This window comes from Mesotoga sp. H07pep.5.4 (genome assembly GCF_003664935.1).
GTDB classification, from domain to species: Bacteria; Thermotogota; Thermotogae; order Petrotogales; family Kosmotogaceae; genus Mesotoga; species Mesotoga prima.
Genome location: NZ_JFHM01000031.1, coordinates 143,066 through 169,502 on the forward strand (window position 1 = coordinate 143,066; position 26,437 = coordinate 169,502).

Below are 26,437 nucleotides of genomic sequence, written 5' to 3' on the forward strand. Positions count from 1 at the left end.
TTACAAGTCCTTGAAGGGGGGCGATTAAAACGAATATCATCGACATAATACCGGTCGCACGTGGCGACAGACCAGCCGATGTTCTTCTTAAGAACTGCAAGATCGTGAACGTTTTCAGCGGGGAGATAGAAGAGGCCAACCTGGCTCTTTTCAAGAAACGCATTGCCGGAATCGGCGACTATGAAGATGGGCTAGAGGTTATAGATCTTGAAGGTTCTTATGTGGTGCCGGGTCTTATCGATGCTCACCTTCATATCGAATCATCCATGGTTTCGCCGGTCGAGTTTTCGAAGACAATCCTAGCAAAAGGCACAACCACAGCGATAGCCGATCCCCATGAAATTGCCAATGTAATGGGCCTTTCCGGGATAGAATACATGATCAAGTCCACAGAGGGAGTTCCTGTGAATCTTTACATCATGATCCCTTCCGCCGTTCCCGCATCTGCCTTGGAAACGTCGGGGGCAAGGATCAGCGTAATGGATATGATAGGTTTTGTGGAGAAATTCCAGAACAGAGTTCTCGGATTGGGCGAAGTGATGAACTTCCCGGATATCATAAACGGTGATCGGGATTCAATAGCGAAGATTGAGTTGATTCGACACAAGTACAAGAAGATAGACGGTCACATCCCTGGAGTTTTGGGTAAGCCTCTAAATGCCTACATATGCGCTTTTGTAAGGTCGGAACATGAGTGCACTTACGTCGAGGAAGCGAGAGAAAAACTTTCCAGAGGTATGCAGATACTTATCAGAGAGGGAAGTGTGGAGCGAAATCTAGTTGCTCTTCTCCCTCTAATAAACGAGAAGACTTATCCCTTTGTATCATTTTGTACCGACGACAAGCATCCCGACGACATTATCAGAGAGGGCCATATAGACTACAATATTCGGAAGGCCATAGAGCACGGTATAGATCCAATAATCGCTATAAGAGCAGCGACGATAAACACTGCCAGACATTACAATTTGCGTTCGATGGGCGCTATTGCTCCCGGGTACAAGGCCGACCTCGTAGTGGTAGACAATCTAGAGTCGTTCAATCCGAGAATCGTTTTCAAAGATTCTAGAATCGTAGCTAGAGATGGAAGACTGGTTATTGATGTCATCTCAAAGAGTTTTCCACAGGAAAGGACAAATACATTCAAGTGCCAGAAGATTTGTGAGGATGACTTAAGAGTTAAGGCTGAGGGAAGAAAAATCAGAGTAATAGAGCTTCTTGGAAGCGAGGTGCTTACCGGAGGCCTAATAACTGACGCAAAGATTGAGAACGGCTGTGTTGTCAGCGATGTCGATAGTGACGTCTTGAAACTGGCCTCCGTCTGTCGCTATTGCGAAGGTAAGTCTATGTCTGTCGCGTTTGCAAAGGGCTCCGGGCTAAAGAAGGGGGCAGTGGCAACTTCTGTTGGACATGATTCGCACAATCTTGGTGTATTGGGAGTGAATGATTCCGATATGGTCTGTGCGGCAAACAGAGTGATAGAAATGGGTGGAGGGTTGGTTTCCGTCGTTGACGGTAAGATAACATCCGAGCTTCCTTTGAAGATCGCTGGCCTGATGTCGGATCTTACCAGTAGGGAAGTCGCAGAAAGATTAACAGAACTGAAAGAAGCTACAAAGATTATGGGTAGCACTTTACCCGATCTCTTCATGACGCTTTCTTTTGTGCAGCTTTCAGTTATCCCCAAGCTGAAGCTGACGAATCTCGGCCTTGTCGACGTTGAAAAAAATGATTTTGTCGCGCTGTTCGTTAAGGAGGGTGAAGATGCCTGAAAGACACGAGAAGGTGGTCGGCAAAAAAATCAACAGAGTCGACGCCCGGGAGAAGGTGAGCGGCAGAGCAAAGTTCGCAGCAGATGTGTCTTTTGATAGACAGGTGAACTGCGCTCTTGTTATTGCAAAGAAAGCACATGGAGTTCTGAAGAGTATTGATGCTTCTTCCGCAAAAAGGATTCCCGGTGTCGAGGGTGTTTTCACCTGGAGAGACGTTCCCGGGGAAAACCAGCTTGGCGATGTGATAAAGGATATGCCTTGTCTAGTCAAGGAGGGCGAAAGAGTAAGATTTTACGGTGATGTAGTAGCTGTTGTTGCTGCAAGCAGCAAGAAGATAGCCGAGGAAGCCGCCGAGCTGGTAAATGTTGAGATCGAAGAGCTCAAACCGGTTCTAACAATAGAAGAGGCAATTAAGGATGAAATCGTTATTCATGGTAAGTCCAATATAGGCGTTTCGAGAAGAATTCGTAAAGGAAATGCCTCGAAGTTTTTTGAGAATTCAGAGCACATTTTCGAAGGCGAGTTCTACGCCCACTATCAGGAGCAGGCTTATATGGAGACCCAGGGAGTAATAGTGGTGCCCGACATTGACTACGGGTTCACTGTTTACGGAACAATGCAGTGTCCTTACTATGTGCAAGGGGCCGTGTCGAATGTCTTGGGCATTCCTATGAGCCGAGTAAGAGTTATTCAAACCGAAACCGGCGGTGCATTTGGAGGAAAAGAGGACATTCCTTCTTATGTCGCTTCATATGCAGCCATAGTGGCCTATAACCTTCGAAGGCCGGCGAAACTAATTTATTCAAGAGAAATAGACATCCAGACAACTTCGAAGCGTCATCCCATAAAGTCTCACTATAAAGTTGCCCTTGAAGGAAAGAAAATCAAAGCGATGACGATAAAGGCATACATGGATATGGGAGCGTATGCAACCCTTACTCCGATAGTTATCTTTAGAACGCTTGTTCATGCGGCCGGAGCTTACGAAATAGAAAATGTTGACGTCGATGTTTATGCAGTTTATACTAACAAAGTTCCTCCGGGAGCCTTCAGAGGTTTCGGTTCTCCTCAAGTTCTCTTTGCGGTTGAGAGCATGCTGGATGATATTGCTGTCCAGATGGGGTTCGACCCAATGGAGTTCAGAGAAATTAACACTCTTAGACCGGGTTCCAGGACCTCTACCGATCATCTGTTAGTTAACAGCGTTGGTGCTCCAGAGACTCTTTCAAGAGTTAAGAAGGCTTCGAAATGGAAGGAACTTGTGAAAGAGACGGAGGAATTCAATAAGTCTAGTGAAGAAGTAAAAAGAGGGGTTGGTCTCTCTCACATCTTCTATGGGGTCAGCCTCGGTGCAGGAGGTCAGGCTCTCGACAAGTCCGGCGCACACGTGCTGATAGACAGGGATGGTTCTGTCGAAGTGAGGATTGGCGGAACGGAAATGGGTCAGGGTGCTAAGACGGTGATCTCAATTATCGCGGCGGAAGAATTGGGGCAGAGCATAGACAAGATTGTTGTTCATCAACCGGATACCGCCTTCGTTCCAGACAGCGGGCCCACAGTCGCATCGAGAACCACCATTTACTCCGGGAACGCGGTGAAAAACGCCTGCGCTTCTTTGCGGGAGAAATTGGCCCCTGTGTTCTGTGAACTCACCGGTAGCCCGCTCTCATCTGTGAGATTTGAAGAAGGGTTTGTTTATGGCGAAAGTGGGAAAAAGTTGTCATTCGATGAAGTAGTCGAACATGCCTACAAGAGAAATGTGAAACTTTTCGAAACAGGCTGGTATGAGACGCCTAAACTGAAATTCGATATGGACAACGGAATCGGGGAGGCATACGTCACCTACTCATATGCAAGCCAGGTCGTTCAGGTCGAGGTCGATCTGGCGACAGGCTACAGCAAAGTTATCAAAGCTTTCACAGCCCATGACGTCGGTAGATCGGTCAATCCTGAAGGAGTGATTGGCCAAATTCAAGGCGGTTTTGCGCAGGGGATGGGATACGCAATATTCGAAGACATGAAGCAAAAGGACGGAAAGATCATTTCCGACAATTTCAACACTTACATCATTCCGACTGTCCACGAACTTCCCGAAGAACTGGTCATTGATGTTGTGGAGGATCCCTTTCCAGAGGGACCTTACGGAGCGAAGGGGATAGGGGAGCCTTCACTGATGCCGGTACCTGCCGCAGTTGCAAATGCAATTTCTATGGCAATAGGGAGGCGTGTTAGAAGGATTCCGGTTACCCCAGAATATGTGCTTCAGCTCTTAGAAAATGGGTCGTCTTTACAAGAATAGTTGTTCGTAAACAAGGAGGATTAGCATGGGTAAGTTCGTACTCGGTCCAACATTCGAGGAGATGTTGCATCCAGAGAAGATCGATAGAAAAACTAGAGAGATTGCATGGAAGATGAGAAAGGAAGATCCCCTGGATCCAATAAACCTTTACAACATTTCCTGGAGAGATATCGATAACAGGATCTACTATTTTGTTCTTCCAAAGGAGTTCACTGGAGTAGATGCGAATATCGTTGTACTGTATGGTAAAGACTTCCCAACTGGAAGCCACAAGGTAGGAGCAACGTATTCGATTTTGATGGAAAAAGTGTTGAGGGGAGAAGTGGATCCTACTTACCATACTCTGGTTTGGCCATCTACTGGCAACTACGGAATCGGTGGTGCATGGGTCGGCTGTAGAATGAAGTTTGACTCCGTGGTTATTCTTCCCGAAGAAATGTCGGCGGAGAGATTCAACATCATTAGAGAGTATGGAGCTAGAGTATTCGCAACTCCAGGGTGCGAGTCAAACGTGAAAGAAATCTACGATAAGGCGAAGGAACTTAAAGCGGCCAATCCGGAAAAAGTACGGGTGCTCAATCAGTTCGATGAGCTCGGTAATTATAGATTTCATTACTACGTAACTGGAAATACGATTCTGGAAATGATGGACGAACTCAGGCTTGGCAACGGAAGAGTTTCGGCAGTAGTGGCAACGGTGGGCTCGGCAGGAACTATTGCATGTGGGGACAGAATAAAGGAAGTGTATCCCGAAGTTAAAATCGTTGCTGGAGAACCTGTGCAATGTCCGACTCTATCACTTAACGGTTATGGAGGTCACGACATTCAGGGGATCGGGGATAAACACGTCACATGGATTCACAATGTAATGAACAACGATGCAGTTGTTGCGCTTGACGATATCGAGTGTAAGAAACTTCTTCAGGTAATGACCGACGAAGAAGGTAAGAAGTTCTTGAAAGAGTTTCTTAAAGCAGACGATGTCGATACAATGGCCGACATTTTTGGCATTTCAGGAGTAGCGAACATTGTCGGTGCGATAAAGATGGCGAAGTACTACAGAATGAGCGACAAAGACAACATCGTGACTATTGCGACTGACAACATCGACCGCTACCACTCTGTGATGGAAAACATGTCCAAAACTTATGGACAACTCACCAGGGATGAAGCCAGACACAGATTTGAATCATATGTTCTTGGTGCAAAGACAGACTGGATATTCGAGGGGACTATGGATAATAGATTGAGATGGCACAATCTAAAGTACTATACTTGGGTTGAGCAACAGGGAAGGTCTGTTGAAGAGCTGAACAAGACAATGTCACAGGACTTCTGGAAGGCAGAAAGCGGAAAGATTGAAGAGATTGACAAGCTCCTTCTCGATTACCGCGTAAGGAACAAAGAATAATTAGTATGACTATTTGTTTTGTTTTTTGTGAGCTTTATTGTACAATGAAAACACGGTGGTACTGACGAAGAGAAAACTGCCTACCTTTTTCGGGGGCGGTTTTTTCTTTGTGTATCTGAGAAGTTGCTTCAGCTCTAGATTCTATCCCAATTATGGAGGTGATTCTTTTGAAAAAGTTTCTTCTTGTTTCGGTCGTTTTGATGTTCTCACTTATTCTCTCAGCAACTACTATCCAGTTCTGGCATGCAATGGGTGGGTGGAGAATCGATTTCCTGCAGTCGCAGGCAGATGCGTTCATGGAGTTGCACCCCGACATTGAAGTCGAAGTTCAGTACACCGGAAGCTACAGAGATACTCTGAACAAAATGATCGCAGCTGTGCAGGCAGGAACAGCTCCCCACGTGGTTCAGGTATTCGAAATCGGGACTCAGATGATGATCGACGGCGGAGTTGCAATCCCCATTGAAGAGATGATGGAGGCCGACCCAACTTTCGATATCGGAAAGTTCATGCCACAGGTTCTCAACTATTACCGGGTAAACGGCAAACTCTATTCGATGCCGTTCAATTCATCAAACGCAATCGTTTTCTACAACAAGTCTCTCTTTGAAAAGGCCGGTCTAGATCCGCATAATCCTCCGACTACTTTTGAAGATTTCATCGAAGTGGCCAGGAAGCTTACCATAAAGGACTCTGCTGGAAACGTGGAGCAGGCAGGATTTACCGTATCTCTTAATTCATGGTTCTTTGAGCAACTACTGGCGGCACAGGACGCCCCGCTAATTGATCAGAACAACGGCAGAACCGGAAGACCAACGAAGGCAGTCTTCAATACTCCTGAAGGTCTGGCGATCTTCGAGTGGTGGAATATCATGTCGCAGGAAGGTACAATGATAAACACGAAGTTTGAAGACTGGACCGCTGCAAGAAACCTGTTTATTTCGCAAAAAGCGGCAATGTTGATGACTTCCACTTCGGATGTCGCCCTGATGATGGAATCCGCCAAGACGAACGGTTTTGAGCTTGGTAGTGTCTTTTTGCCAAGACCCTCTGATTCGAAAGCTGGAGGAGCGATCATAGGCGGTGGAAGTCTCTGGCTTATCGATGGCCATCCAGACGAAGAAACCAAGGCTGCCTGGGAGTTTATCAAGTTCATGGCTAGCACCGAGCAGCAGATTGAATGGCACAAAGCCACTGGATACTTCCCGGTTAGAAAGGATTCCGTTGAGAAACTCGTTGCCAGCGGGTATTACGGTGATTACCCGGATCACCTGACAGCGCTCTTACAACTTCTGCTTTCAGTCCAGAGTTACAATACTAACGGAGCAATAACTGGAGCATTCCCTGAGATAAGAACCGTGGTAACAACCGCGATTGAAAAGATGATCGCCAAAGAAATGACTCCTTCCGAGGCGCTGAAGTACGCCGAAGATGGAGCAACTCAAGCAATTCGCGACTATAACGAAGCCAATTACTAATGCTCTTTTATTGGCCGGAGCGGGCGATCAGCCCGCTCCGCTTGATGCTGGAGGTGTAGAATGCGAAAGTGGTTACCATACCTTCTGCTGGTACCTACCTTTCTGATTATCGTTTTATTCATTTATTATCCTGCAGTAGAAGCATTTAGAATGAGTCTCTACAGAGTGTCTACCTTTGGTAACAAAACGACATTTGTGGGAATCCAGAATTACATAAACCTCTTCAACAATGAGCAGTATCTTTCCTCAGTGAAACTAACTGTCATCTATGTCGGGCTTTCTGTTACATTATCTATTTTCCTTGGTTTCATAATCGCTATGCTCCTCACACAGAACGTTCCAGGAACGAAACTTTACAGGACCTTTCTCTTCGCGCCTTATGCTATTTCCCCGGCGATAGCCGGCACCCTTTGGACCTTCCTTTTGAACCCGGTTGTTGGCCACGTAAACTATGTATTCATGAAACTATTTGGACTTCAGGTTGAATGGTTAACTTCAAAGCCTTACGCGTTCTACGCGCTGATCTTTGCAACAGTGTGGAAGATCTTGCCTTTCAACATGATCTTCTATATTGCAAGTATTCAGAACGTCTCGGGAGACCTTCTTGAAGCAGCAACTCTTGATGGAGCAGGGGTCATGAAAAAGACCTGGAGAATCATATTTCCTTTAGTTTCACCAATAACATTCTATTTGGTCATCATGAACATTGTCAGCACGATGTTCACGTCGTTTGCAATAGTCGATGTAATGACGAAGGGCGGTCCCGGAGGTTACACGACAAATATGATATATAGGCTTTATCTTGACGCATTCACTTATCAGAAAAGAGGACCCGCCTCAGCGCAAAGCGTAATAATGTTCATGATAATGGTCGTAGTCACAATAGTCTACTTCACCGTTGCAGAAAGACGAGTTCACTATCAATGAGGTGTAGTCATGAAGAAGTCCACTAGGAAGTTAGTTAATACAATAATCATAGAGATAATATTGATCACAGTATCTTTCATATTCATTATGCCTGTTATTTTGGCCATAACTATGAGCCTTCAGCCGCCTCAAAGCGTCTTTTCATTTCCACCGAAGTTTTTCCCTACGGCCTTTCACATCCAGAATTACTTTGATGCTTTCAAGACAGTTCCCTTTGCGCGTTTACTTCTGAACAGCGCAATTGTATCGCTTGCGATTACTCTTGGGAAACTCGTTACTGGAACACTTGCGGGATATGCCTTTTCGAACTTCAGATTTGCAGGAAGAGGGCTCGCCTTCGGGTTTCTTTTTGCAACTCTATTCTTGCCTGCGGAGACGATAATGATCGTTCCCTTGTTCTCCTTAATGAATAAATTTGGATGGGTGAATACATACTGGGCCCTCACCATACCTTTCATGGCGAGTGCAACAAACACTTTCTTAATGAGACAGCAATTCATGACTATCCCCCTTTCTCTTGAGGATGCGGCAAGAATTGATGGAGCCGGACCAATTAAATACTTTCTAAAAATTCTCTTGCCTCTTTCAAAATCGATCATTGCAGGCTCCGCGATCATAAACTTTGTTTATTCATGGAACATTTATCTCTGGCCGCTGATAGTTACGATGGAAGACAAGATGAAAACAGTGCAGATCGGAGTCAAGATGCTTATCGATGCTGAGTCGGCGAACAACTGGGGAATCATTATGGCCGGTACGATGGTAGCGGTGATTCCGACCCTTGTAGTCTTCTTTCTTTTGCAGAATCTCTTTGTGAAAAGCCTTGTAGGAACTGGTCTCAAGGAATAGTCAGACTCGAAAGGAAAGCCAGGATAGAATGACCAGAGAAAACCTGCACGGAGCATATTGAATTCTGATGAGAATTGTTTTGAAGCTGACCTAGTGCTGGAATATCTGGCTACATAACCTGAATGTAAAGATTACTTGGGTTTAACCTTTCAGAATCAATTATCTCTTTCGTTGCTAACACCCATTAGATTTGAAATAGAGTCATTTAGTATCAAATATTTCGAAGCCTGTATCTGCTGTATAGAATCTTTGTAACCGTCCAGGCAGCTGTACGGGGTGATCATTTTACCCGTTCTTCTCTCAACTGCTTCACTGTTATCGAGAATTCCGTCGCTGGACATTATGAAAATCCTGTTATTGTCGATGAATGAGCCTTCGGGAACATAATGAGTGAATGCGGCAAATCCCGACGACGAATTAAGAAGATCTCGACCGAACAGTATTCCGCTCTTTTCTACGATCCCGATGAGATTAAGCAGTGTGGGAAAGAAATCAATCTGACCGCCTGGTTTGGAGTTCAGGACATCGAGATTAGAATTGGGAATATGAAATAAGAGTGGAATGTTCATAGCGTGTACGAAATCGTACTCACAAGCGAGAAGCTCACTCAATATATCTTTGTTTTCTTTGTTGAAAGGATATAGCCCTGCGTGGTCTCCATAAAGAGCAATGAGTGAGCTGTCGTAAAGGCCGGCCTCTTTTAGTCCTTCAATGAATTCGCCCAATGCAGCATCGGTATAGTGTACCGATTGAATGTAGTTTCCGAAAAGAGTGCCCTCATGTTCTGGAAGGAGTTCAATTGCTCTCAGTTCCTCAGGTATTTCATAGGGATTATGGCTTGTAAGCGTTACAATGAACGCGAAGAAAGGCTCTTCGATTCCTCTTAGGTGTCCCAGTGTCTGTTTGAAAAGAGAAGAATCGCTCAAACCAAAACCAATAATCTCATCGTTTTCCATATCCTCGAGACTTATGAAATCATCAAATCCCAATGAAGGATAAATCTTCTCGCGATTCCAGAACCAACCATTATTGCCGTGAAAGGCAACCGGAAAATAACCTTTGGATTTCAGAAGCGACGGCAAAGCGTAAAAGCTATTCTCTTCCCGAGTCTGATAAACTGAAACATCACCAAGTGCATGCATTGAATTGAGAATTACAAATTCGCAATCAGAGGTGTTTCCTGCTCCAACCTGTTGATAGATTTCATCGAAATAGATCGAATCACTCGAAACCAACCGATTAAGATTAGGTGTTATCTCCTGGTCGTTGTAAACGAAGTTGACTAGAAAGTCCTGAAACGATTCGAGCTGAATGACAATGATGTTTCTATCTTTCGCAACGGAAAAATATTTACCCCGCTCAGCCATTTTATTCACGTAGCCACTATAAGAGACTTTTTCGTCAACAGTTATCCCCCCATCGACTCCCGGAATCGCCCTAACAAGATCAAACATATGGTAGGCAAAGACTCCATATCTGTTGAAGACAAAGTAAGATTGGAGGCTTTCCGAAGAAAATGGTATTAAAAGGCTAATAAGTAAGACAAACGTAATAATTCTGTCCGAATAGGTCGGTTTCCTTATGGGTGTTTCGCCCTGTCTAGACTGCTTCTTTCTCAAGTATAGTCCAACAGGTATGAGATCGATGATAAAGACAAAACTTATTGGATAAAGAACATAGACTATGCTTTCACTTATTGCACCGACGTGTCCGACATGCACAAGCTCCTTAACCGATGGGAGAAAACCGAAGTACTGAAAGTATAAAAAATCTACAAAGAGTATGCATGAAATAATGCAATATAAGAGAAAAAACTTGCCTTTGAATACAATCCAGAACAAGAGCAGCAGGAATGCCATCCAGGCAACAGTCCCAAGCAACACTGACAGCCTTGCAAGCTCAGCGGCGTAGCCGTAAAATACGAAAGACTTTAGCAGAATCAAAACGACGATTATGGTGATACTTTTCGTTGTCCATTGATAGGTCTTTTTCACAATGATCTCATCCTAAACATTTATACGAGCAACTAAATTATACTAACTCAAAACGTATCGTTCAACCAGAGGTTTTCCCTTTTTGGTACAGCGTTGTACTCCTCAGAACTAGATAGAAGGAAGAGCAAATGTATAACTAGAGCGACTTATATGTTGATATGTCGACTCTGTGATTCCTTTTCTGAAGCCAGAGAGACCAAGAGGATAGAACCTGTTCTCCGAATGAGGAATGGAGAAATTACGCAGAAGAAATTTAAGAAATTAAGGAACTCAACCGCTTGTTCCATGGTCTTGATGAATAGGATCTCGATCTTGAACGACTCTCGTCGATCCTCGGCGTGGGAATCGTTTTAACTCATCTATAGATCGTGGGATGGAGAGGCTTGTAAATTTCGCTTTAAGGCAGCAAAATTCTGAGAAAGAACGTAATTACGTGGGTCATGCCGAAAGGAGCGGAGATTCTTCGGCTAAGATCGTATTTAGTGGATCTGGAAAGACATTTGGCGAAAGATAGACATCGCAACTTCTTCCTTTCAAATGTTATGGCAATTACTGAAAACTCACCTGTCGGCCTTTGCTTCGAAGACAATTATTCGGGTTCCGTGTTCCTCAATAGAGGAGCCAGGGAATCGGGGTTGAGAGTTTCCGATTCCGTCTCTTACCATGGGGGAGAGAGCTTTGTTGAGTTTGTGAAGTCTGAGAATTTCGAGAGATGTTTCAGGAGTATGGTTATCGATTACGACGAGAAGGTTTCAGGTTTGGATGTGCGAAATTCTTTGTTGAAATAACGGATTGAAGATAACGAATAAAGAACTTTAGGAGAGCAGGAAAAAGATTAGAAAACTCCAATAAGTCGCTCTTGATCTTTCAAAGGCTGCAAGTGAAGAACATGTCTGTGATCTGATCGTGGTGACCAAGAAAATTCTGGAGTTCGATATGCCCGGTCTTGATATTGTAGAGCTTGGAAGCCTTGTTGTTAAGAGAGAAACCGAGCCAGTTTCTGACAACGGTGAAGTCCGTTACAGAAAAGAGTAGGGAGAAGGCGGCAGGACTTTATGAGAAGGGAAGACGCCAGTCTTTCCAGATACTTCGAAGGGCAGGGAGGAAAAACCGAGAAGTAGCGAATACAGATCGGCTCTCAGCAAATCTGTTGGAAGATACGGGGGTCTTCCAAACGATATCTTCAGGGCCGGATGAATTTAGTAGTGAAGCCATTGAGCTGGCGGAAGTTCTTATAGTCCATGCTGCAGAGGCAATCAACAGAATAAGAAACATATTCGAGATGACAAGGCCAACCTTTAACGACCCTCTCACGGGAGCACTCGGCAGGTATGGATTAAAGAAGTTTTCGAGAGCAGAAACCGAGAGAGCGAAAAGAAACCTCTCAGATTTTAATTGATAATGATGGATGTAGACGGTTTTAAGAAGTTAAATGACTCTTCCGGTCGTGTCTATGGTGACTCTGTGCTTTCTTAGCTTGCTGAATCTGTTAAGAAGATCATTAGAAGTGGTGAACGAATAGTCAGGTGGGGAGGCGTTGAATTCTTAATTATTCTTACCGGAGTATCCCTCGAAGATGCCAGGTCTGTGGGGGAAAGAGTACTTGATCAGCCGAGAGAAATCTGCCAAGAAAAACCGTAAACAGCGGTGAGCATAGGAATAACACGTTTGCCAGAAAACGACGATAGTGTCGACGAAATGATACACCGAGCCGACAGTGTGCTGTGCGCGGCAAAGAAAAGCGGCAGAAACTGTGTCGATATCTTTCCTAAATAGCAGGAACGGTTTTTACAATTGTAAATTTACCCGTCTGATCTCTTTCCAAATAGACAGAGAGCCGTATGTCTTTTATCCAGCTACCTTCTCTTGAACCCAAAGAATTCCATAAGCAGCTATCGATATCGGTTGGCTTAACCGAGATGGAAGCAAGCAGAACTGTATAGTTGTCTGTCTCCTCTAAAACTATTACGTCCTCAATCAAATATCCGGTAAGCCGTGACTCTTCTGGAAGCCAACGATCTTCAAAGCCTTTCAAGTAATCACCTAGCAAGGAGCTACCGATTTCCTTTGCAGTAATCTCTTTAACAAACTCGCTTTCAACAGAAGAATGAAACAAAGTGTCCCCAAGGAAAAGCACCGTGCCGAGCAAGGCTGCTTGCAGAAGAATGGCCAGGTAGATCCATCTGTAATCTTCCATTAGAATCAACTCCCATATACCATGAAAAAAGACCTCACGCAGATTATACCGTATTTCTTCGGCATATCAGAACTTCCGTGAACAATTGGAAAGCGAATAGAGTGGTCGACAGAACGTGGAATCGCACCGCTAGATTAATCTAATTTTTACGCTCTCAATAAAGACAAATCGTCAGTTTTGAAAAGGAAAGCTCTTGCCTCGCTTTAAAGACAAGAGCCATCTTTAGTAAGTCTCATTTCATACTAGGACAGGGATTTCAGGACCTGTCTGGCCCAGTTTGCACTTGCGTTGGCTGCATATTTTACGCCGGAACCTATTGGATCGTAGAAATCTATGGCACCGACAATTTTGTTTTCCGAAAGCTTGCTTATCAACTCCTGGAAAACTATTCCCATTAGGCCCTCATGGGTACAAAATAGAGCGATGTTTTTATTGGAAAGTTTGGTTTTTCTAATGAAGCTTTCGATTGGCGGTGCGTAGCTCATTGCCCAAACCGGTGAACCAATAAAAATTAGGTCGTAATTGTCGGGGTCAAGCAAAAAAGGTTCAAGATCCGGCACGGGGTCCATACTAACACTCTCCCCTTCCCAAATGTACTTCACTTTTCTTCCGCCACTTTTTTCCACCGGTTTTAGCTCGAGAAGATCGGCATTGGTTTCGCCTGCAATTGATTCGGCAATTGATTTAGTACTTTCGTCATGAGAGTAATAAACAACTAGAACGTTCCTTCCATTTTCTACAGACATAAATCAGACCTCCAATTAATATCCGACTATTATTATCTATATTTATTCTCTCACATTTGACGTTGTTTTCATAGAACTATAAGGTGTCTTCGACTAATCTTGAGCAAAACGCATTTCTGCGTACTTTGTCTTGAATCCCATCTTTTTATAGAGAAACCTTGCAGGGTTATTCTCTTCAACATGCAGGGCAATATCGCCGTTGCACATTCTCTTTATCTGTTTGATCAGTTTTTTACCGATGCCTATGCCTCTGGCTTCTCTGTCAACCGCGATGTAAACGAGTATGTGTTCTGGTATATACCCCTTCATCCCCGTGTCGTTTACTACAGAAGCACCAAGAATCCTCTCTCCATGTCTTGCAATAAGAACGAAGCCACCTTTACCCGCTTCGTTCGAGAAGGCATATTCAATGGATCTCCAGATTGCTTTTCTATCGTCACCGTACTCTTCAAGGTGAGTATGAAGGAAGTCGACGATTCTGTCGATTCCGATTTCCTTGTCGGCAGTTTCCATGTTCTCAAATCGATCAATAGTGATCTTCTCGTTTTTGGTTAGCAGCTTCAAAAAAACACCTCCGTTTTGAAATAGATATTCGTTTGTATATCTAATATAATTATACCATCGTGAATTGTTAACAACTGTAAAAGCTTATTATAGCGATCTCAACTATTTCGGCTGAAAAGGGATTACGGGAGGTGGCTTAACAAAATCTTTGCCTTCATTAGAAACAAGCCAGTACAAACTACCGTCGGACTTCCCCACTCTCAAGCTCTATTCAATGAGATATCTTCCCAAAAGAACTAATCATCGCAGAATCTCTTCAACTTCTCGTTTACCTCTTCATTGTTGTTTCTCAGCACTGGCTCACAAACACCTGCGATCTCCCATGGCACTATTCCTGTCCTTCTGCCTATTCCTAAGTCTGATCAACTCACCGGACTCACTGAAGTTTTCGCGAGCCGCTACGCTCGTTCGCGCTCAGTAACAGCTTACTGCTCATCTACCGTAGCTGCGTTTCCACGTACATCTACTATTCTGTCTTCCTTAATTACGCTGGGTTCCATCATCTCGTGAAAAAGAAGAAAGGTCTTTGCCTGTCTAGCCTTCTCTCTCAGTCCTGATCTATGATTTCTCACGTGTCGTTGACTCAAGTTCAGTTTTTTTGAGTTTATTTGTTGCCCAGTGATGTGCAAGAATACGCTATCATTGTCTGCTGGTGTTCTGAGAGTCCGGTGTAGTTCCTTTCATGCATGAGAATAGAGTGAAAGGGCGAAACACGGTTTCTAGATCTGTGTTCTTTCGCTGCCATTTCGGCGTCTATAAGAACTTCATCGGGATTTCCAAAGACCTCTCCCTTCTTAAAAGACATTTCACATGTCAAACAGACATAGTCTGTGTTTAGAACTCTATAAGCGGCCTTCAATTCCTCAATGCTGCTTTCCAAGAAAAGTTCGGAAGATTCAATGAACTAACCTCTCGCTTGAGAGTATGTATGATAGATAATGATGAAGAGTGCAAACAAGAGAGGTATGTGTTTGATCATAAGTAACTATGCAGTTCACTCGTTTATCACAATACCTCGACGCCTTTAAGCCTTCAGACAATGGTAGGTGAACAGGAGTTGAAAACTGTTGTTCATATTTCCAGTGCGAGAACTCTTCTTTTCAGCCGAACTTTGAATCCGGCTTTTTCATAGATCTTCTTTGCCGAGGTTCTGTCAGACGTCACCGATAGAATTGCCCGTGTCTTGCCCAGTTTCTTAAGGTATGTAAGAGAAGTCGCCAAGAGGGCTCTTGCCACGCCCTTTCCTCTCCACTCCTGTACCACAAAGATTTCCTCAGTGTAGCACTTAGCGCTGTTCTGAGCATCGGGATAAACCATTACACTTCCTGCAATGTTTCCTCCGGCATCGATGGCGGCAATTATTACGCCTTCTCGTCTCCATTCGTCTCTACTGAAGAAGTAATTGAGATACTTGTATTCTAGTGGGGAATCGGGAAAGCATATCTGCTCAACCCTGAGATATTGCAAAATCTCCGGCTCTCTTCTGGGTTTCAGCTCTGCGATATTTAAACCCTCAGGAAGGCTATAAGAAGAGATCTCTTCACTGAGATCCTTCTCCATGTAAATAAAGTCGATCCAGTGAGTGAATCCTGCTGAGGAAAAGAAATCACTCTTAGTCTTCTCGGTGTCGGCGACTTTCACACATATTCGCCTCCCGGCGGACGGAAAGAAGCCCCTCGTGGATTCGATAATCAAAGGAATCGAAGCTTTGTAAAGGGCAGACATTAGATCCGGATCTGCGAAGTGCTCAAGTATTATTTCGAGCCAAATGTGATGAAAGAACTCTCTTGAGAAATTCTGCCGGGAGAAGAATCTTGAAAATCCCAGAACCCTTCCATTATCGACTGCCAGAAGAATATTCTTTCTTCCGTTCAGCAAAGGATTTCTGAAATCGTCAGCCGTGAATTTCTCGGCGTCCGGATGGTCTCTTTCATAATCTAACTGAATGTCTAAAATTCTTTGCTTAAAATCCTTTGAATAGCCCTGAATTATCACTTATGAACCTCCGCTTGAATGATCTCAAAATGGATAAAGTGCCAGCTTTCATACTTATTAACAATCATCACTAATCAAATATCATCATCTTATCAAGTTACCCCGGATAACTCTGAGATAAAAGTGGCATAATATATAAATAATAGAATCTACTAGAGTTTGTCAAGCGTTGCACGGAAAATCAAGTTCTTAGGGCGTGATGAAGTTATGGAAAACAGAGACTCTAGTGGATTTGCAAGTATCTTGAAGTTCGGAGGTGGACCACTAATGTTTTTTGGTAAGAAAGAAGTGGCGATTATTCAGCTTTTCCACGAGCACCTGGATTTCATCTCAAAGACTCTGGAGAACCTTGAAAAGGTCTTTCTTGCCATTGAGAGTGAGAATTCTATGTCGATAGAGATTTACGCGGAAGAGGTAGGAAAAATGGAATCGGCTGCAGATGCAAAGAGGCGCGAGATGGAAAATGCCATGTATCAAGGGGCCTTCCTTCCCAATTTTCGCGGAGATTTTCTCGGCCTTGCAGAAACGTTTGATAAGGTAGCTAATGAAGCGGAAAATGTTGTTGACCAGATAATACTGCAACATCTCTCGGTACCTCAAGAGCTCAGGAATGATCTGCTAAAACAGGCTCAGCTGGCAATTAAAACTTATGAAGTATCGAAGGAGGCAGCTCTAAACCTCTTTCAGGAGCTCAGTGTAGCCGAGGAGATGATAAAGGAAACGGAACGTCTCGAGAACATTGAGGACAGCCACGAGCGGGCACTTATAAAAAGGATTTTTGAAATGGATCTCACACTTGCCGAGAAGAGACAGCTGCGGGAACTGGTTCTTTCGATTGGTGATATTGCTAATTATTCGGAGGATTGCTCCGACCGTATGGAAATCATCGTCCTAAAAAGAAGAGTTTAGTCAGAAAAGTCCCTTAACGGCATTGACAACCAAATAAAGCCCAAGGGATACGAATCCGGCGATCAACGGAGTTTGTAACCATCCTAGAGCTATATTCCGTAGGACCTTAAAGTTGATGTCGCTGGAACCTCTTGCAAGGCCTGCACCAATTACTGCACCAACTATTGCCTGAGAAGTTGAAACTGGAACTCCTATTACTGCAAAAACCCACACAGTTATCGCCTGGGAAAGCACGGCTATCACAGCGGAGAAATGATCGAGCAGCGTAATCTGCTTTCCGACAGTGAGCATTACTCTCTTGCTGAATGTCAGGACGCCAAGGGCAATACTTAGTCCACCGACCAGCGCGGCGATATCGTATGAAATTATGCCTGCAAGCGGGCCGGTGACGTTAGCAACGTTGTTTGCACCAAGAGCATATGAGCCATACGCACCTATAATCAGTGCTCCAATCTTAAGTGAAAGATCTTGAGCTTGTATTGTCTTTATTCTTCTGAATAGAATCGCAGATAGCTTGTAGAGAAAGAATGAACCAATGGCTGCCCCTATAGGGGTGGCTATCCAGCAGATTACTACTTTAATTAGAACCGACCAGTCAACTGTCGAGTTTAGGATCCCTATCCCCAGAATTGCTCCCATCATTGCTTGGGAGGAAGAGGAAGGGATTCCCAGATATGTCATTATTGTCATTGAAATAGCCGCTCCAATTGTGCTTACAGAAGCAGTAAGAAGTGTCTGACTGCTAACACTGGAGATTGTTTCCAGTCCCCTGGAACCCTCCAGGAGCGCACCAATAACTATGAAGACAGCAGAGAGCACCACCGCGACGCGGTATTTTACGAGACCTGAAGTAACCGCAGTTCCATATACATTTGCAGCGTCATTCGCACCCAAAGCCCAGCCGAAAACAACAGCAGGTATTATCGCAAAAAGCATAATAGCCTCCACTGGAGAATGGAAATTTGATTGATTATATCACTGCCGTTATTAGATTCGAAGCCACTTTTGGGGCTTGATTAAAGATCAAAGTCGGCAGAAATACGGATATGGAAGTTTTTTGGAGCTGGCAACACTAAAACTCAATGAAGACAATCTCCGGTAGACTTGCGAGTCTGCCGGGAAACCAGCCTCCGACTCCCCTAGTTACGAAGACCTTTGTCCCATTGATCTGATAAAGACCCCTGAAGAAATCTCCGCTGAAGCCCCTTGTACTCCTAAGAATGGCTTCAGTTAACCAGGGGATGTAGAACTGACCGCCGTGAGTATGCCCTGCAAGAACGAGGTCAAAATCCTTCAATACGTTTTCGTGTTCTTCAAGAAGATTTGGAGCGTGAACCATCAGTATCTTGAGATCGTAGTCATCTTCCGGAAGAAACTTTGTCCATGAGAAGTAGTGATGTGAAGGAGTTCCAGTAAGTCCCAGTTTCTTATCTGAGATCTGAATTTCAGTTGAGTTTGCATGGACAACATTTATTCCTGCTTCCTCATAGATTTTCTGCATCGTAGTCGTTTCCGACTCTTCCCAGTTGCCGTAAACTGCATATACGGGCGCAATCGCAGTCAGTTTGGATAGAAAGCTCTCCATGTATTCCATATCCGTGTAAGGAGCCAGAACATCTCCGCCAAAAAGAATCAAATCGACCCCTTCATCTGTGAATTTCTCTAGAAGGCGATTATGCAGCGGCTTCTTCGTCCATATATGAATATCGGCGAAAAAAACTATTTTCGCCGAGGGTTCATCGGAAAAAGTAAGCCTCTCAACCGTCAAAATGTTAGGCTCGATAAGAAACACATAGGCAACAACGCAAGCAAAAATCAACCAGAATTTCCAATGCTTCAAGAGAAACCTTCCCCAAAGAGTTTTGTCGTGCGTTAACATTTTACATTATTGTTGGGCCGTACCGATCTGTTTCACTAAATAAATCGTGATTTCTTCTTTACAAGTGCCCTACCTTTCCATTTCGTGCATCCAAAGAAGTGAAAGATAATCGACATATAGCCAATGATGGATGAGATCGTTGCGATAAGCGGATACAAAACGACAACTAAAGGCGAAAGACCGAACTTCTCACTTGCGAGAAACCAGAAGATTATTGAAAACAACACGCTAACAGTTGAGGAAATAGCAATTGTAGGTGAAGTAACCGTACCGGAAATGGACAGAATTAACATTACCAAAGGGAAAAGGTTTATCGTAAGTATCCATGTCCACACAAAAATCGCCGGAATCAAGCGATATTCGAATAGGGCAAAGTAGTTTTTGAGAAAACCCGCGCAGGCATCTTTGAAACTCTCATACATTTTGCACTCAACAAGGTCTGAGGCATTGTAAAGCCTCCATCTCATTCCTGCCTTCTTAATCAGCTTTCCAAGAGAAAGGTCATCTACTCCATGGTCTCTAACGGACTCATGTCCACCAATAGAACAATATGACTCCTTCTTGAACATCATGAACTGCCCACAGGTGACAGAAAGTGCTCGAAACTTGGTTCTGTAGGCTAAAGCCAAGGGGAAAATCGACAATATGCTGTGCACCATGAAGGGCACCGTCAACAATTCTCCCAAGGTATCGGTTCTTTCTTTGACTACCGCCGAAAGCAAATCTAGATCTTCTATCTGCATTGCTTTGACTGCAAAGGAGACAGTCGACGGCGAGTGCACAGTATCCGCATCTGTAAAAAATAAGATCTCCCCCTTTGCTTCCATTGAAAGTTGATTGCATGCCCAGTGTTTACCAAGCCAACCCTTGGGCAACGCCTTCCCTTTGATTATTCTTAAATTGTCGGAATTCTTTGCCAGTGATTGCAGGATTTCCATCGTCCTGTCGGAAGAGCAGTCTTCAAGCACTATTACCTCGATATTGCTGTAGTCCTGGTTAAGGAGAGACGTAACACATGCAAAGATATTCTTCTCCTCATTTCTGGCGGGGATCAATATGGAAACCATTGGTCCAGGAATAGCTTTCTTTAAGCGACTCATTCTCTTAATCACGAAAAGATTTGAAAGAGTAATAACTAGCATGATTCCGAGAAAGACAGAAATCGAGATAGACTGAGATTGAAGAAAGCCCACCTCACTTACCTCCAAAAAACTTCAGCTTTATTGGAAAGACCAACTGATCTCTGTGCTTGAAGGCAAGTAGAGAAGTATTGAGTATCCATGTCAGGGTAAGAACCAAATCTCTTTGAACAAGTAGAAGTGCAAGAAGGCCAAACATGCTTAGAATGACCTTCCAACCATCTGTACTGGGTACCAGAATAAACGTAAAAAACAACATTAACACACCGATTATCGTCGGCCCGACCCACAAGGTCAATCCTGACCAAATACCAAAAGAAACTGCGACTGCCTTTCCTCCTTTCATTCCCAGGAAAGGGGAAAAGGCGTGTCCCAAGACGGGCGAAATCGCAACAGGGACAAGTCCTAGGCCTGAAATATCCCCAACAGTACGCGCTAGCAATACAGGAAGATACCCTTTAGAATAGTCAAGTGCCATCGCAATCAACCCCAGAATAATGCCTGCGCCTCTAATTACATTTGATGAACCGGGATTGCCGTCGGCGATTTCCGATATTCTCTTACCGGTAGTTTTCTCATAGAGGATTTTTGAGTACATTACCGATCCGGAAAGAAAGCCCAAAGCTGCCCACAAAAGAAACATGATCCAATCCTCCTATGTAAAAACGCAAGACTCCCCTTTCCGTTCGCCCTCACTGGATATTATGCAAAGCTGACCGGTACCGAAGCTTCATATTAGGATTATACAGAATCTCCACTCCATAATTCGACAGTAAAATTCATCTTTGGTGGTACCGACAGAACTTCAGTCGATGGTACAATCTCATCGAAACTTGAAAGGATGGTGAAGATGAAGCGAATCCAGTTTATAGGTATCATTTTGATCATGTGGACGACCGCATTTTCAGTACAGAATCTCGCTGATCTCTCTTCCGAAGACTGGAGAGAGGATATCGAGTACCTTGAAGAAAGGCTGATAAGCATTCATCCCAATCCCTTCTTCAGGATAGATCGGGAGGTCTTTCAAGCTTCGATTAAAGCCCTTGAGCAAGGTCTTGATGAGTTGTCATGGTATGAAATTTACACAAGACTGACGGAAATCGTTGCGTCGATTGGAGATGGACATACGGTTGTCTATCCTCAAGGCAGTTCCACGCTCTATCCGATATATACTTACTGGTTCAGTGACGGTCTCTACGTAATTGCTACATCGGAGAGTGAACAGAGACTTCTTAATTCGAAAGTCCTCGAAATATCCGGCACGAAAGTTGATGATGCTTTGAAAGCCCTTAGAAGAGTTGTGTCTCACGACAACGAATGGGGTTTCATGAATTCTCTTTCTGACTATTTGAACAAACCCGAGATCATGATGGGTCTTGGACTTGCCGACAAAGAAGGGAATCTGGTTCTTAAGATCGAAAACAACGGAGCTGTCAGTGAAGTGCTCGTTAAACCTCAGAATGCCGGGTTCCAATGGGTTCAGAAGAGAATCGAAGAAATCGACAGAACTTATATTGGAAGAAAGTACTGGTATCAGTACTACCCTGATTCAAGAATACTGCACTTTCATTACGCGTCATGTGGCTCGGAAGAAAGGAACCCGTTCATTCTATTCAACTGCAGAATGTTTCTATTTACCTGGACGAACCCAGTCGACAAGTTCGTTCTTGATCTTAGAGGAAACGGAGGAGGTAGCTCAGTCATTCTGGAACCTTTCATTCTAAGAATGATGATAGATTGGAGGCTGAACAGAACGGGAAAGTTTTTTGTTCTAATCGATCGTGGAACCTTCTCTTCGGCAGTTCTCAATGCCATTTCTCTGAAAAAGCGCACAAATGCGATCTTTGTGGGAGAACCAACGGGAGGCAGTCCGAGGCATTATGGTGAAGTGAAGAGATTCGTCTTACCCAACTCCGGAATATCTGTAAGTTGTTCAAGCACTTACTGGAGAACAACTTCCGATACATCACCGGCTTTCATGCCAGATGTCATTGCTATTAGATCTTTTGAGGACTACTACTATATGCGAGATCTGGCAATGGAGGCAGTTGAATCCTATAGAACCGAAAAGGAGGAATAAATGATCACGCTGTTCAAGAACGTTGAAGTATTCACACCGAAGCCTCTTGGAAAGAAGGATATTCTTGTTTCGGGTGAAAGGATCATAGAGATAGATGAGCGAATTGATGAATCTGCAGTAGTCTCCTTAAATGGAAGAGTTCTCGATCTTTCCGATAGATACGCAGTTCCCGGATTTGTTGATGGCCACGTCCATCTCATCGGTGGAGGAGGAGAAGGAGGCTTTTCTACCAGAACTCCAGAAGGTAGCTCGAAGCAGTTTCTCGAAGTCGGCACTACTACCATAGTCGGCCTATTAGGTACAGACGGTATTACGAGAGACCACATTTCTCTCCTTGCAAAGGCCAGAGACGTTCAAAACGATGGACTGAACGCGTTCATGCTTACCGGTTCATACAGGTATCCGTTAAAGACGATTACCGGAGACATTATGAGGGACATAGTCCTGATACCGGAAATCATTGGCGTTGGCGAAGTCGCGATCTCCGATCACAGAAGCAGTAATCTGAGCGCCAAAGAATTACAGAGATTTGCAATGGATGCTCGAGTTGCCGGCATGCTCTCAGGCAAGGCAGGAGTTGTTGTTCTACATCTTGGAGACGGTCAGGAGAAGTTGAAGCCTCTTTATGAAGCTACTTCAGATGGTACCCTCAGTCCAACTCAGTTGATTCCAACTCATATCTGTCGTACTGAAGAGCTCCTTTCTCAGGGCATTGACTGGGTGAGCAACAAGGGTGGCTATATAGACATAACTGCAAATGAGGATAACACACACCTGGTTCTAAGCGATATTTACAGAAGAAAGATAAGATTCGACAGAATTTGCGTATCATCTGACGGACTTGGTTCACTTCCAAAGTTCGACAGCGAGAAGAACCTCGTGGGAATAAAACCAGCACCAGTCGACACTCTTATGAAAAGCTTCATAAAGCTTATAAGTGAAGAAGGACTTCCAATTGATGAGGCTCTCAGACCCTTCACGATTAATCCTTCCAGGTTCTTCCATCTTGAAGAAAACGGGATAGGAACACTGAAGAAGGGCGGCATCGCCAGTATTGTTTTTCTTCACAGAGATCTTAGCATCGACCATGTTCTTTCTAACGGCCGGTTGTTAGTGTAGAAGGAGGCTCATCAGAATGGAATTTGCCGCAGTGTATTACAGTAGATCGGGTTCCACCAGAGCTATCGCAGAAAGCTTTGCAAGTTCTTGTGGTGCAAAGCTCTTTAAACTAGAGGATCTGAAACCCAGGAAATCTGTTTCGGGGTTCTCCGCTCTTCTGGGTTTAGGAAGCGCTTTGAAAGAGCCACTTCCGGATGTAAGAAGTTTCGACTTGGTTGTTCTTTTCACTCCGATTTTTGCGTGGCATCCTTCACCTCAGATGAATACATTCGTAAGGAATGGAGATTTGAAAGGTAAGCATGTCTATCTTGTCGGAGTTGGAGCCGGTGAGAGCAATGTTAAAGCTCTAGAGAGGTTCAAGAAAGAAGTTGAAAGGGCCGGAGCTAAAGTTTTGGGTTCAAAGAACCTAAAAGGACTTCAAATTAAGCAGAATATAAAAGAGGTAGAGCCGCAACTTTTGGAGAGTGGCAATCAGCTGGTTGGCGCCATTGAGAAGGCTTTCAAAGAGACCTAGAACAGATGCTCCAGAAGTATCTTGGCGCCGATCGCTATCAGCACTGTTCCCCCGGCTGCCTCCATAGCTCTACCGAGTTTCTGGCCGATCCTTTGACCTCCTGTTACTCCGATTGCCGAAAGCGAAGCGGTGATCACTCCAGTCATTATAGCAGTCTCTATAACTGGCTTTTCTAAGAATGCATAGGCACTACCTACGGCTAATGCATCTATCGATGTGGCGACTGAGAGAAGAATCAGAGTCAGCCCTTTGGTTCGATCCTTGCAAGTTTCCTCTCCCTGGTTTTCAAAAGACTCGTAGAGCATTTCCCCTCCAATTGCTGCTAGCAGAATGAATGCTATCCAGTGATCAAAATCCACAATGAAGTCTCTGAAGCCTGCTGCCAGGAAGACTCCAATGAGCGGCATACCAAACTGGAAGAACCCGAAATGGAAAGATACCCTGAAAACATGCCTTCCTGTCACGTTAGGAAGAGAGATTCCTGTACAAATCGAAACGGCGAATGCATCTAATGCAAGACCGTAGCAACTAACAGATTCTCCATCCAAAGCTCCTGTAGTAAGATTAACTAGATAGTAGCATATAGTCACCAGAAAAATCTGTGAAGCGGATTAGGTGACTTGTCGACTCTGATCGTATCTTTTGAGGGCTCCAGTAATCTCTTAAACAGAAAATCCCATCCAAAGACTTTCAAGATGTGGAGAGCGATTTGACGACGCCTAATCTGGAGGTTGGAACTGGGAGGGGGAGAGGGTGTTATCATAAGAAGTAATGCGAGGCTATCAAGGTGGTGCATCTTTGGAGATAATCTACGGCACACGAAATCTGGCCAAAGTGATGAGCATGAAGAAGATGCTTTGCGGATTGGATCTGCAATTAAAGGATTTATCTTTTTTTGAGCATCTTCCGGTTGTCGAAGAGATCGGATCAAGTCCGCTCGACAATGCACGAGCAAAGGCGGAAACTTACTATCGTTTTTTCGCAAGCCCTGTATTTGCATGTGATTCTGGTCTGTACATCGAAGGCCTAGATTCTGGTCTTCAGCCTGGAGCAAAAGTAAGGAGAAAAGGTTCTAAGGTTCTAAATGATGATGAAATGATCGACTACTACAAAAAGCTTTTGGAAGGACTTGGAGGGCAAGCAGTGGCACGTTATAGAAACGCAATCTTTCTTATCTTTGACGATGATCAGAAATGCTGGCTGATGGACGACAGAATAGAAGAGACGTTTTACCTTGTAAGTAGACCTCACCCGTCAAGAGTAGAAGGTTTTCCTCTGGATTCACTCTCTATAGATATTAGGTCGGGTAAGTACTTTGTTGATCTTACCGACGAAGAAAGGTCCAGTGCTTATCACTGTCGTGATGGCTTCAGGAATTTCTTTAGTGAAGCAATCAGTTCATTTAGTGATCGGCATTTCTGATCGGAAATATCGTAATCCCATAGTTCATGGCATGTCATTAGGCGACGAAATATTTAGGGGAGGATAAAATGGCTTATAGAACAATCAACGGAGTTAAGCTTTATTATGAGATCAGAGGCAATGAAGAAGGGGAAGAAGCCGTCGCCTTTTTCAATGGAGTCATGGCTTCAGTAAACAGCTGGTCGCTTCAGGCACGTGTGTTTGAGAGATTTGGCTACAAGGTTCTTCTCCACGATTTCAAGGGGCAGCTTCTTTCAGAGAAACCGGAAGGTCCCTACACATTCAAAGAACATGCGGAAGAGGCAAGACTTCTCATGAAGGAACTGGGAATCGAAAAGGTGCATTTGATAGGCACTTCATACGGTGGAGAAGTGGCCTTAAGATTTGCTATAGATTTTCCGGACACAGTCAAATCGATTTCAATAATCGATTCGGTAAGCGAGCTCGACGAAGTTCTCAAGCTTTTTATTCAAGGCTGGAAGGATGCAGCCAGAGCTGGAGATCCAAGGAAGTTCTTCTGGGACATGGTACCGACTATCTATGGTGATGCTTTCATTAGAAAGAACCTTAAAATGCTTGAAGAGAGAGCTATGGCCCTTGAAAAAGTCAGTTCCGATTACTTTGAAGGGCAGATTGCCCTATACGAGACTTTCTTAGGGGACGTTTACATGACCGACCTTCTTGAAAGAATTAGCTGTCGGACACTCGTAGTATGCGGGGAAGAGGATATACTTAAGCCCAGAAAGTTCTCAAAGATCATAGCAGATCGAATCCAGAAGTCAGAGTTTGCAATAATTCCTGATAGTGGTCATGTGACAATATTCGAAAAGCCTGATGTGCTTAACAGCCTGCTCCTCGGATTTGTCATGAAGAGTTCCGATCTATATGCACAATAGGCCACGGGATTTTGCTCGTAGATCTTACATTAGACCTGACATCATTAGTGTCACGAAATGAGTTTGTTGTTGTTCGTTGCCAATATAGATTAACAGGTACTACTTTCACACCAGTTGTCGGCAATGCATCTTTCGCTTATACGGGCAGCTTCAGAGTTGCTGAAAGCCGTTTCTGGGATGCGTCTCTTCTTCATGGATCTCGAAGCAAGGATCATCTTCTGAAACTACAGTAGAATCAAAAGGATAG

The 26,437-nt window shown here is 44.2% G+C and carries 26 protein-coding genes and 1 pseudogene; 15 read left to right on the plus strand and 12 right to left on the minus strand.

All coding sequences use genetic code 11. The features are described from left to right. The first annotated feature begins 23 nt into the window (after positions 1-23). The 6 genes from ade (at position 24) to Y696_RS13190 (ending at position 8,736) form a co-directional block, all read left to right on the plus strand. A complete protein-coding gene (ade, locus tag Y696_RS13165; protein WP_039882259.1) occupies positions 24-1,772 on the plus strand; it encodes an adenine deaminase in 1,749 nt (582 codons plus the stop codon). After that, positions 1,765-4,071 (plus strand): xanthine dehydrogenase family protein molybdopterin-binding subunit, encoded by a 2,307-nt coding sequence (locus tag Y696_RS13170; RefSeq protein ID WP_121510753.1) that lies wholly within the window; start codon positions 1,765-1,767, stop codon positions 4,069-4,071. Before ade ends, Y696_RS13170 begins: the two co-directional genes overlap by 8 nt. 25 nt (positions 4,072-4,096) lie before the next feature. Next, a complete protein-coding gene (locus Y696_RS13175) occupies positions 4,097-5,482 on the plus strand; it encodes a PLP-dependent cysteine synthase family protein (protein ID WP_006487330.1) in 1,386 nt (461 codons plus the stop codon). Between the two features lie 167 nt (positions 5,483-5,649). After that, entirely contained in the window at positions 5,650-6,960 is a 1,311-nt protein-coding gene (locus Y696_RS13180; RefSeq protein ID WP_121510754.1) for an ABC transporter substrate-binding protein, read from the plus strand. Positions 6,961-7,020: 60 nt separating this feature from the next. Then, a complete protein-coding gene (locus Y696_RS13185; protein WP_006487333.1) occupies positions 7,021-7,887 on the plus strand; it encodes a carbohydrate ABC transporter permease in 867 nt (288 codons plus the stop codon). 9 nt (positions 7,888-7,896) lie between these two features. Further along, complete coding sequence (locus Y696_RS13190) at positions 7,897-8,736, plus strand: carbohydrate ABC transporter permease (protein ID WP_006487334.1); 840 nt, start codon at positions 7,897-7,899, stop codon at positions 8,734-8,736. A gap of 155 nt (positions 8,737-8,891) precedes the next feature. On the opposite strand, the gene Y696_RS13195 is transcribed toward Y696_RS13190, so the two are convergent. After that, entirely contained in the window at positions 8,892-10,730 is a 1,839-nt protein-coding gene (locus tag Y696_RS13195) for an LTA synthase family protein (protein WP_121510755.1), read from the minus strand. Positions 10,731-11,230: 500 nt separating this feature from the next. Here Y696_RS13195 and Y696_RS13200 point away from each other — a divergent pair, with 500 nt between their 5' ends. From Y696_RS13200 to Y696_RS14540, 3 genes and pseudogenes are all read left to right on the plus strand, one after another. Next, positions 11,231-11,518 carry a hypothetical protein gene (locus tag Y696_RS13200; protein WP_259459690.1) on the plus strand — a complete coding sequence of 96 codons (288 nt, stop codon included), beginning with the start codon at positions 11,231-11,233 and terminating at the stop codon, positions 11,516-11,518. Between the two features lie 185 nt (positions 11,519-11,703). Further along, positions 11,704-12,129 (plus strand): hypothetical protein, encoded by a 426-nt coding sequence (locus Y696_RS14125; RefSeq protein ID WP_006487341.1) that lies wholly within the window; start codon positions 11,704-11,706, stop codon positions 12,127-12,129. A gap of 92 nt (positions 12,130-12,221) precedes the next feature. After that, positions 12,222-12,506 (plus strand): annotated as a pseudogene (locus Y696_RS14540) (GGDEF domain-containing protein); the annotation flags it as partial. On the opposite strand, the gene Y696_RS13225 reads toward Y696_RS14540, so the two are convergent. The 6 genes from Y696_RS13225 to Y696_RS13245 form a co-directional block, all read right to left on the minus strand. Beyond that, positions 12,499-12,927 (minus strand): hypothetical protein, encoded by a 429-nt coding sequence (locus Y696_RS13225; protein WP_006487343.1) that lies wholly within the window; start codon positions 12,925-12,927, stop codon positions 12,499-12,501. The pseudogene Y696_RS14540 and the gene Y696_RS13225 sit on opposite strands and share 8 nt — an antisense overlap. A 242-nt stretch (positions 12,928-13,169) precedes the next feature. Beyond that, complete coding sequence (locus tag Y696_RS13230; protein ID WP_006487345.1) at positions 13,170-13,673, minus strand: flavodoxin; 504 nt, start codon at positions 13,671-13,673, stop codon at positions 13,170-13,172. A 93-nt stretch (positions 13,674-13,766) separates the two neighbouring features. After that, complete coding sequence (locus Y696_RS13235; RefSeq protein WP_006487346.1) at positions 13,767-14,237, minus strand: GNAT family N-acetyltransferase; 471 nt, start codon at positions 14,235-14,237, stop codon at positions 13,767-13,769. A gap of 425 nt (positions 14,238-14,662) precedes the next feature. Further along, on the minus strand, positions 14,663-14,809 hold the full coding sequence (locus Y696_RS14130; RefSeq protein WP_006487347.1) for a hypothetical protein: 147 nt from the start codon (positions 14,807-14,809) through the stop codon (positions 14,663-14,665). A 32-nt stretch (positions 14,810-14,841) separates the two neighbouring features. Next, on the minus strand, positions 14,842-15,042 hold the full coding sequence (locus Y696_RS13240; protein ID WP_147431790.1) for a hypothetical protein: 201 nt from the start codon (positions 15,040-15,042) through the stop codon (positions 14,842-14,844). 266 nt (positions 15,043-15,308) lie between these two features. Next, positions 15,309-16,232 (minus strand): GNAT family N-acetyltransferase, encoded by a 924-nt coding sequence (locus Y696_RS13245; protein ID WP_006487349.1) that lies wholly within the window; start codon positions 16,230-16,232, stop codon positions 15,309-15,311. A 267-nt stretch (positions 16,233-16,499) separates the two neighbouring features. Between Y696_RS13245 and Y696_RS13250 the strand changes: the two genes are divergently transcribed. Next, on the plus strand, positions 16,500-17,141 hold the full coding sequence (locus Y696_RS13250; protein WP_039882260.1) for a TIGR00153 family protein: 642 nt from the start codon (positions 16,500-16,502) through the stop codon (positions 17,139-17,141). Here Y696_RS13250 and Y696_RS13255 read toward each other — a convergent pair whose 3' ends face one another. The 4 genes from Y696_RS13255 to Y696_RS13270 all read right to left on the minus strand — a co-directional run bounded on the left by Y696_RS13255 (position 17,142) and on the right by Y696_RS13270 (position 20,802). Then, positions 17,142-18,077, minus strand: coding sequence for an inorganic phosphate transporter (locus tag Y696_RS13255; RefSeq protein WP_006487351.1), 936 nt, complete (start codon positions 18,075-18,077; stop codon positions 17,142-17,144). It abuts the gene before it with no gap. Between the two features lie 136 nt (positions 18,078-18,213). Continuing rightward, positions 18,214-18,981 carry a metallophosphoesterase gene (locus tag Y696_RS13260; RefSeq protein ID WP_259459963.1) on the minus strand — a complete coding sequence of 256 codons (768 nt, stop codon included), beginning with the start codon at positions 18,979-18,981 and terminating at the stop codon, positions 18,214-18,216. Positions 18,982-19,055: 74 nt separating this feature from the next. Then, on the minus strand, positions 19,056-20,213 hold the full coding sequence (locus Y696_RS13265) for a glycosyltransferase (protein WP_006487353.1): 1,158 nt from the start codon (positions 20,211-20,213) through the stop codon (positions 19,056-19,058). A gap of 1 nt (position 20,214) precedes the next feature. After that, positions 20,215-20,802: a glycerol-3-phosphate acyltransferase gene (locus Y696_RS13270; protein WP_006487355.1), complete on the minus strand. Its 588-nt coding sequence runs from the start codon at positions 20,800-20,802 to the stop codon at positions 20,215-20,217. Between the two features lie 207 nt (positions 20,803-21,009). Between Y696_RS13270 and Y696_RS13275 the strand changes: the two genes are divergently transcribed. The 3 genes from Y696_RS13275 to Y696_RS13285 are packed head-to-tail and all read left to right on the plus strand — an operon-like array spanning position 21,010 to position 23,872. Next, on the plus strand, positions 21,010-22,239 hold the full coding sequence (locus Y696_RS13275) for a S41 family peptidase (RefSeq protein ID WP_006487357.1): 1,230 nt from the start codon (positions 21,010-21,012) through the stop codon (positions 22,237-22,239). After that, positions 22,240-23,358 (plus strand): beta-aspartyl-peptidase, encoded by a 1,119-nt coding sequence (iadA, locus tag Y696_RS13280; protein WP_006487359.1) that lies wholly within the window; start codon positions 22,240-22,242, stop codon positions 23,356-23,358. It abuts the gene before it with no gap. Between the two features lie 16 nt (positions 23,359-23,374). Beyond that, complete coding sequence (locus Y696_RS13285) at positions 23,375-23,872, plus strand: NAD(P)H-dependent oxidoreductase (protein WP_006487361.1); 498 nt, start codon at positions 23,375-23,377, stop codon at positions 23,870-23,872. Here Y696_RS13285 and Y696_RS13290 read toward each other — a convergent pair. Next, a complete protein-coding gene (locus Y696_RS13290; RefSeq protein WP_006487363.1) occupies positions 23,869-24,462 on the minus strand; it encodes a manganese efflux pump MntP family protein in 594 nt (197 codons plus the stop codon). The genes Y696_RS13285 and Y696_RS13290 overlap by 4 nt on opposite strands. Positions 24,463-24,670: 208 nt before the next feature. Here Y696_RS13290 and Y696_RS13295 point away from each other — a divergent pair, with 208 nt between their 5' ends. Together Y696_RS13295 and Y696_RS13300 are read left to right on the plus strand one after the other, a co-directional pair. Further along, positions 24,671-25,294: a non-canonical purine NTP pyrophosphatase gene (locus Y696_RS13295; RefSeq protein ID WP_006487364.1), complete on the plus strand. Its 624-nt coding sequence runs from the start codon at positions 24,671-24,673 to the stop codon at positions 25,292-25,294. Between the two features lie 68 nt (positions 25,295-25,362). After that, positions 25,363-26,190, plus strand: coding sequence for an alpha/beta fold hydrolase (locus Y696_RS13300; RefSeq protein WP_006487366.1), 828 nt, complete (start codon positions 25,363-25,365; stop codon positions 26,188-26,190). Positions 26,191-26,437 lie beyond the last annotated feature (247 nt).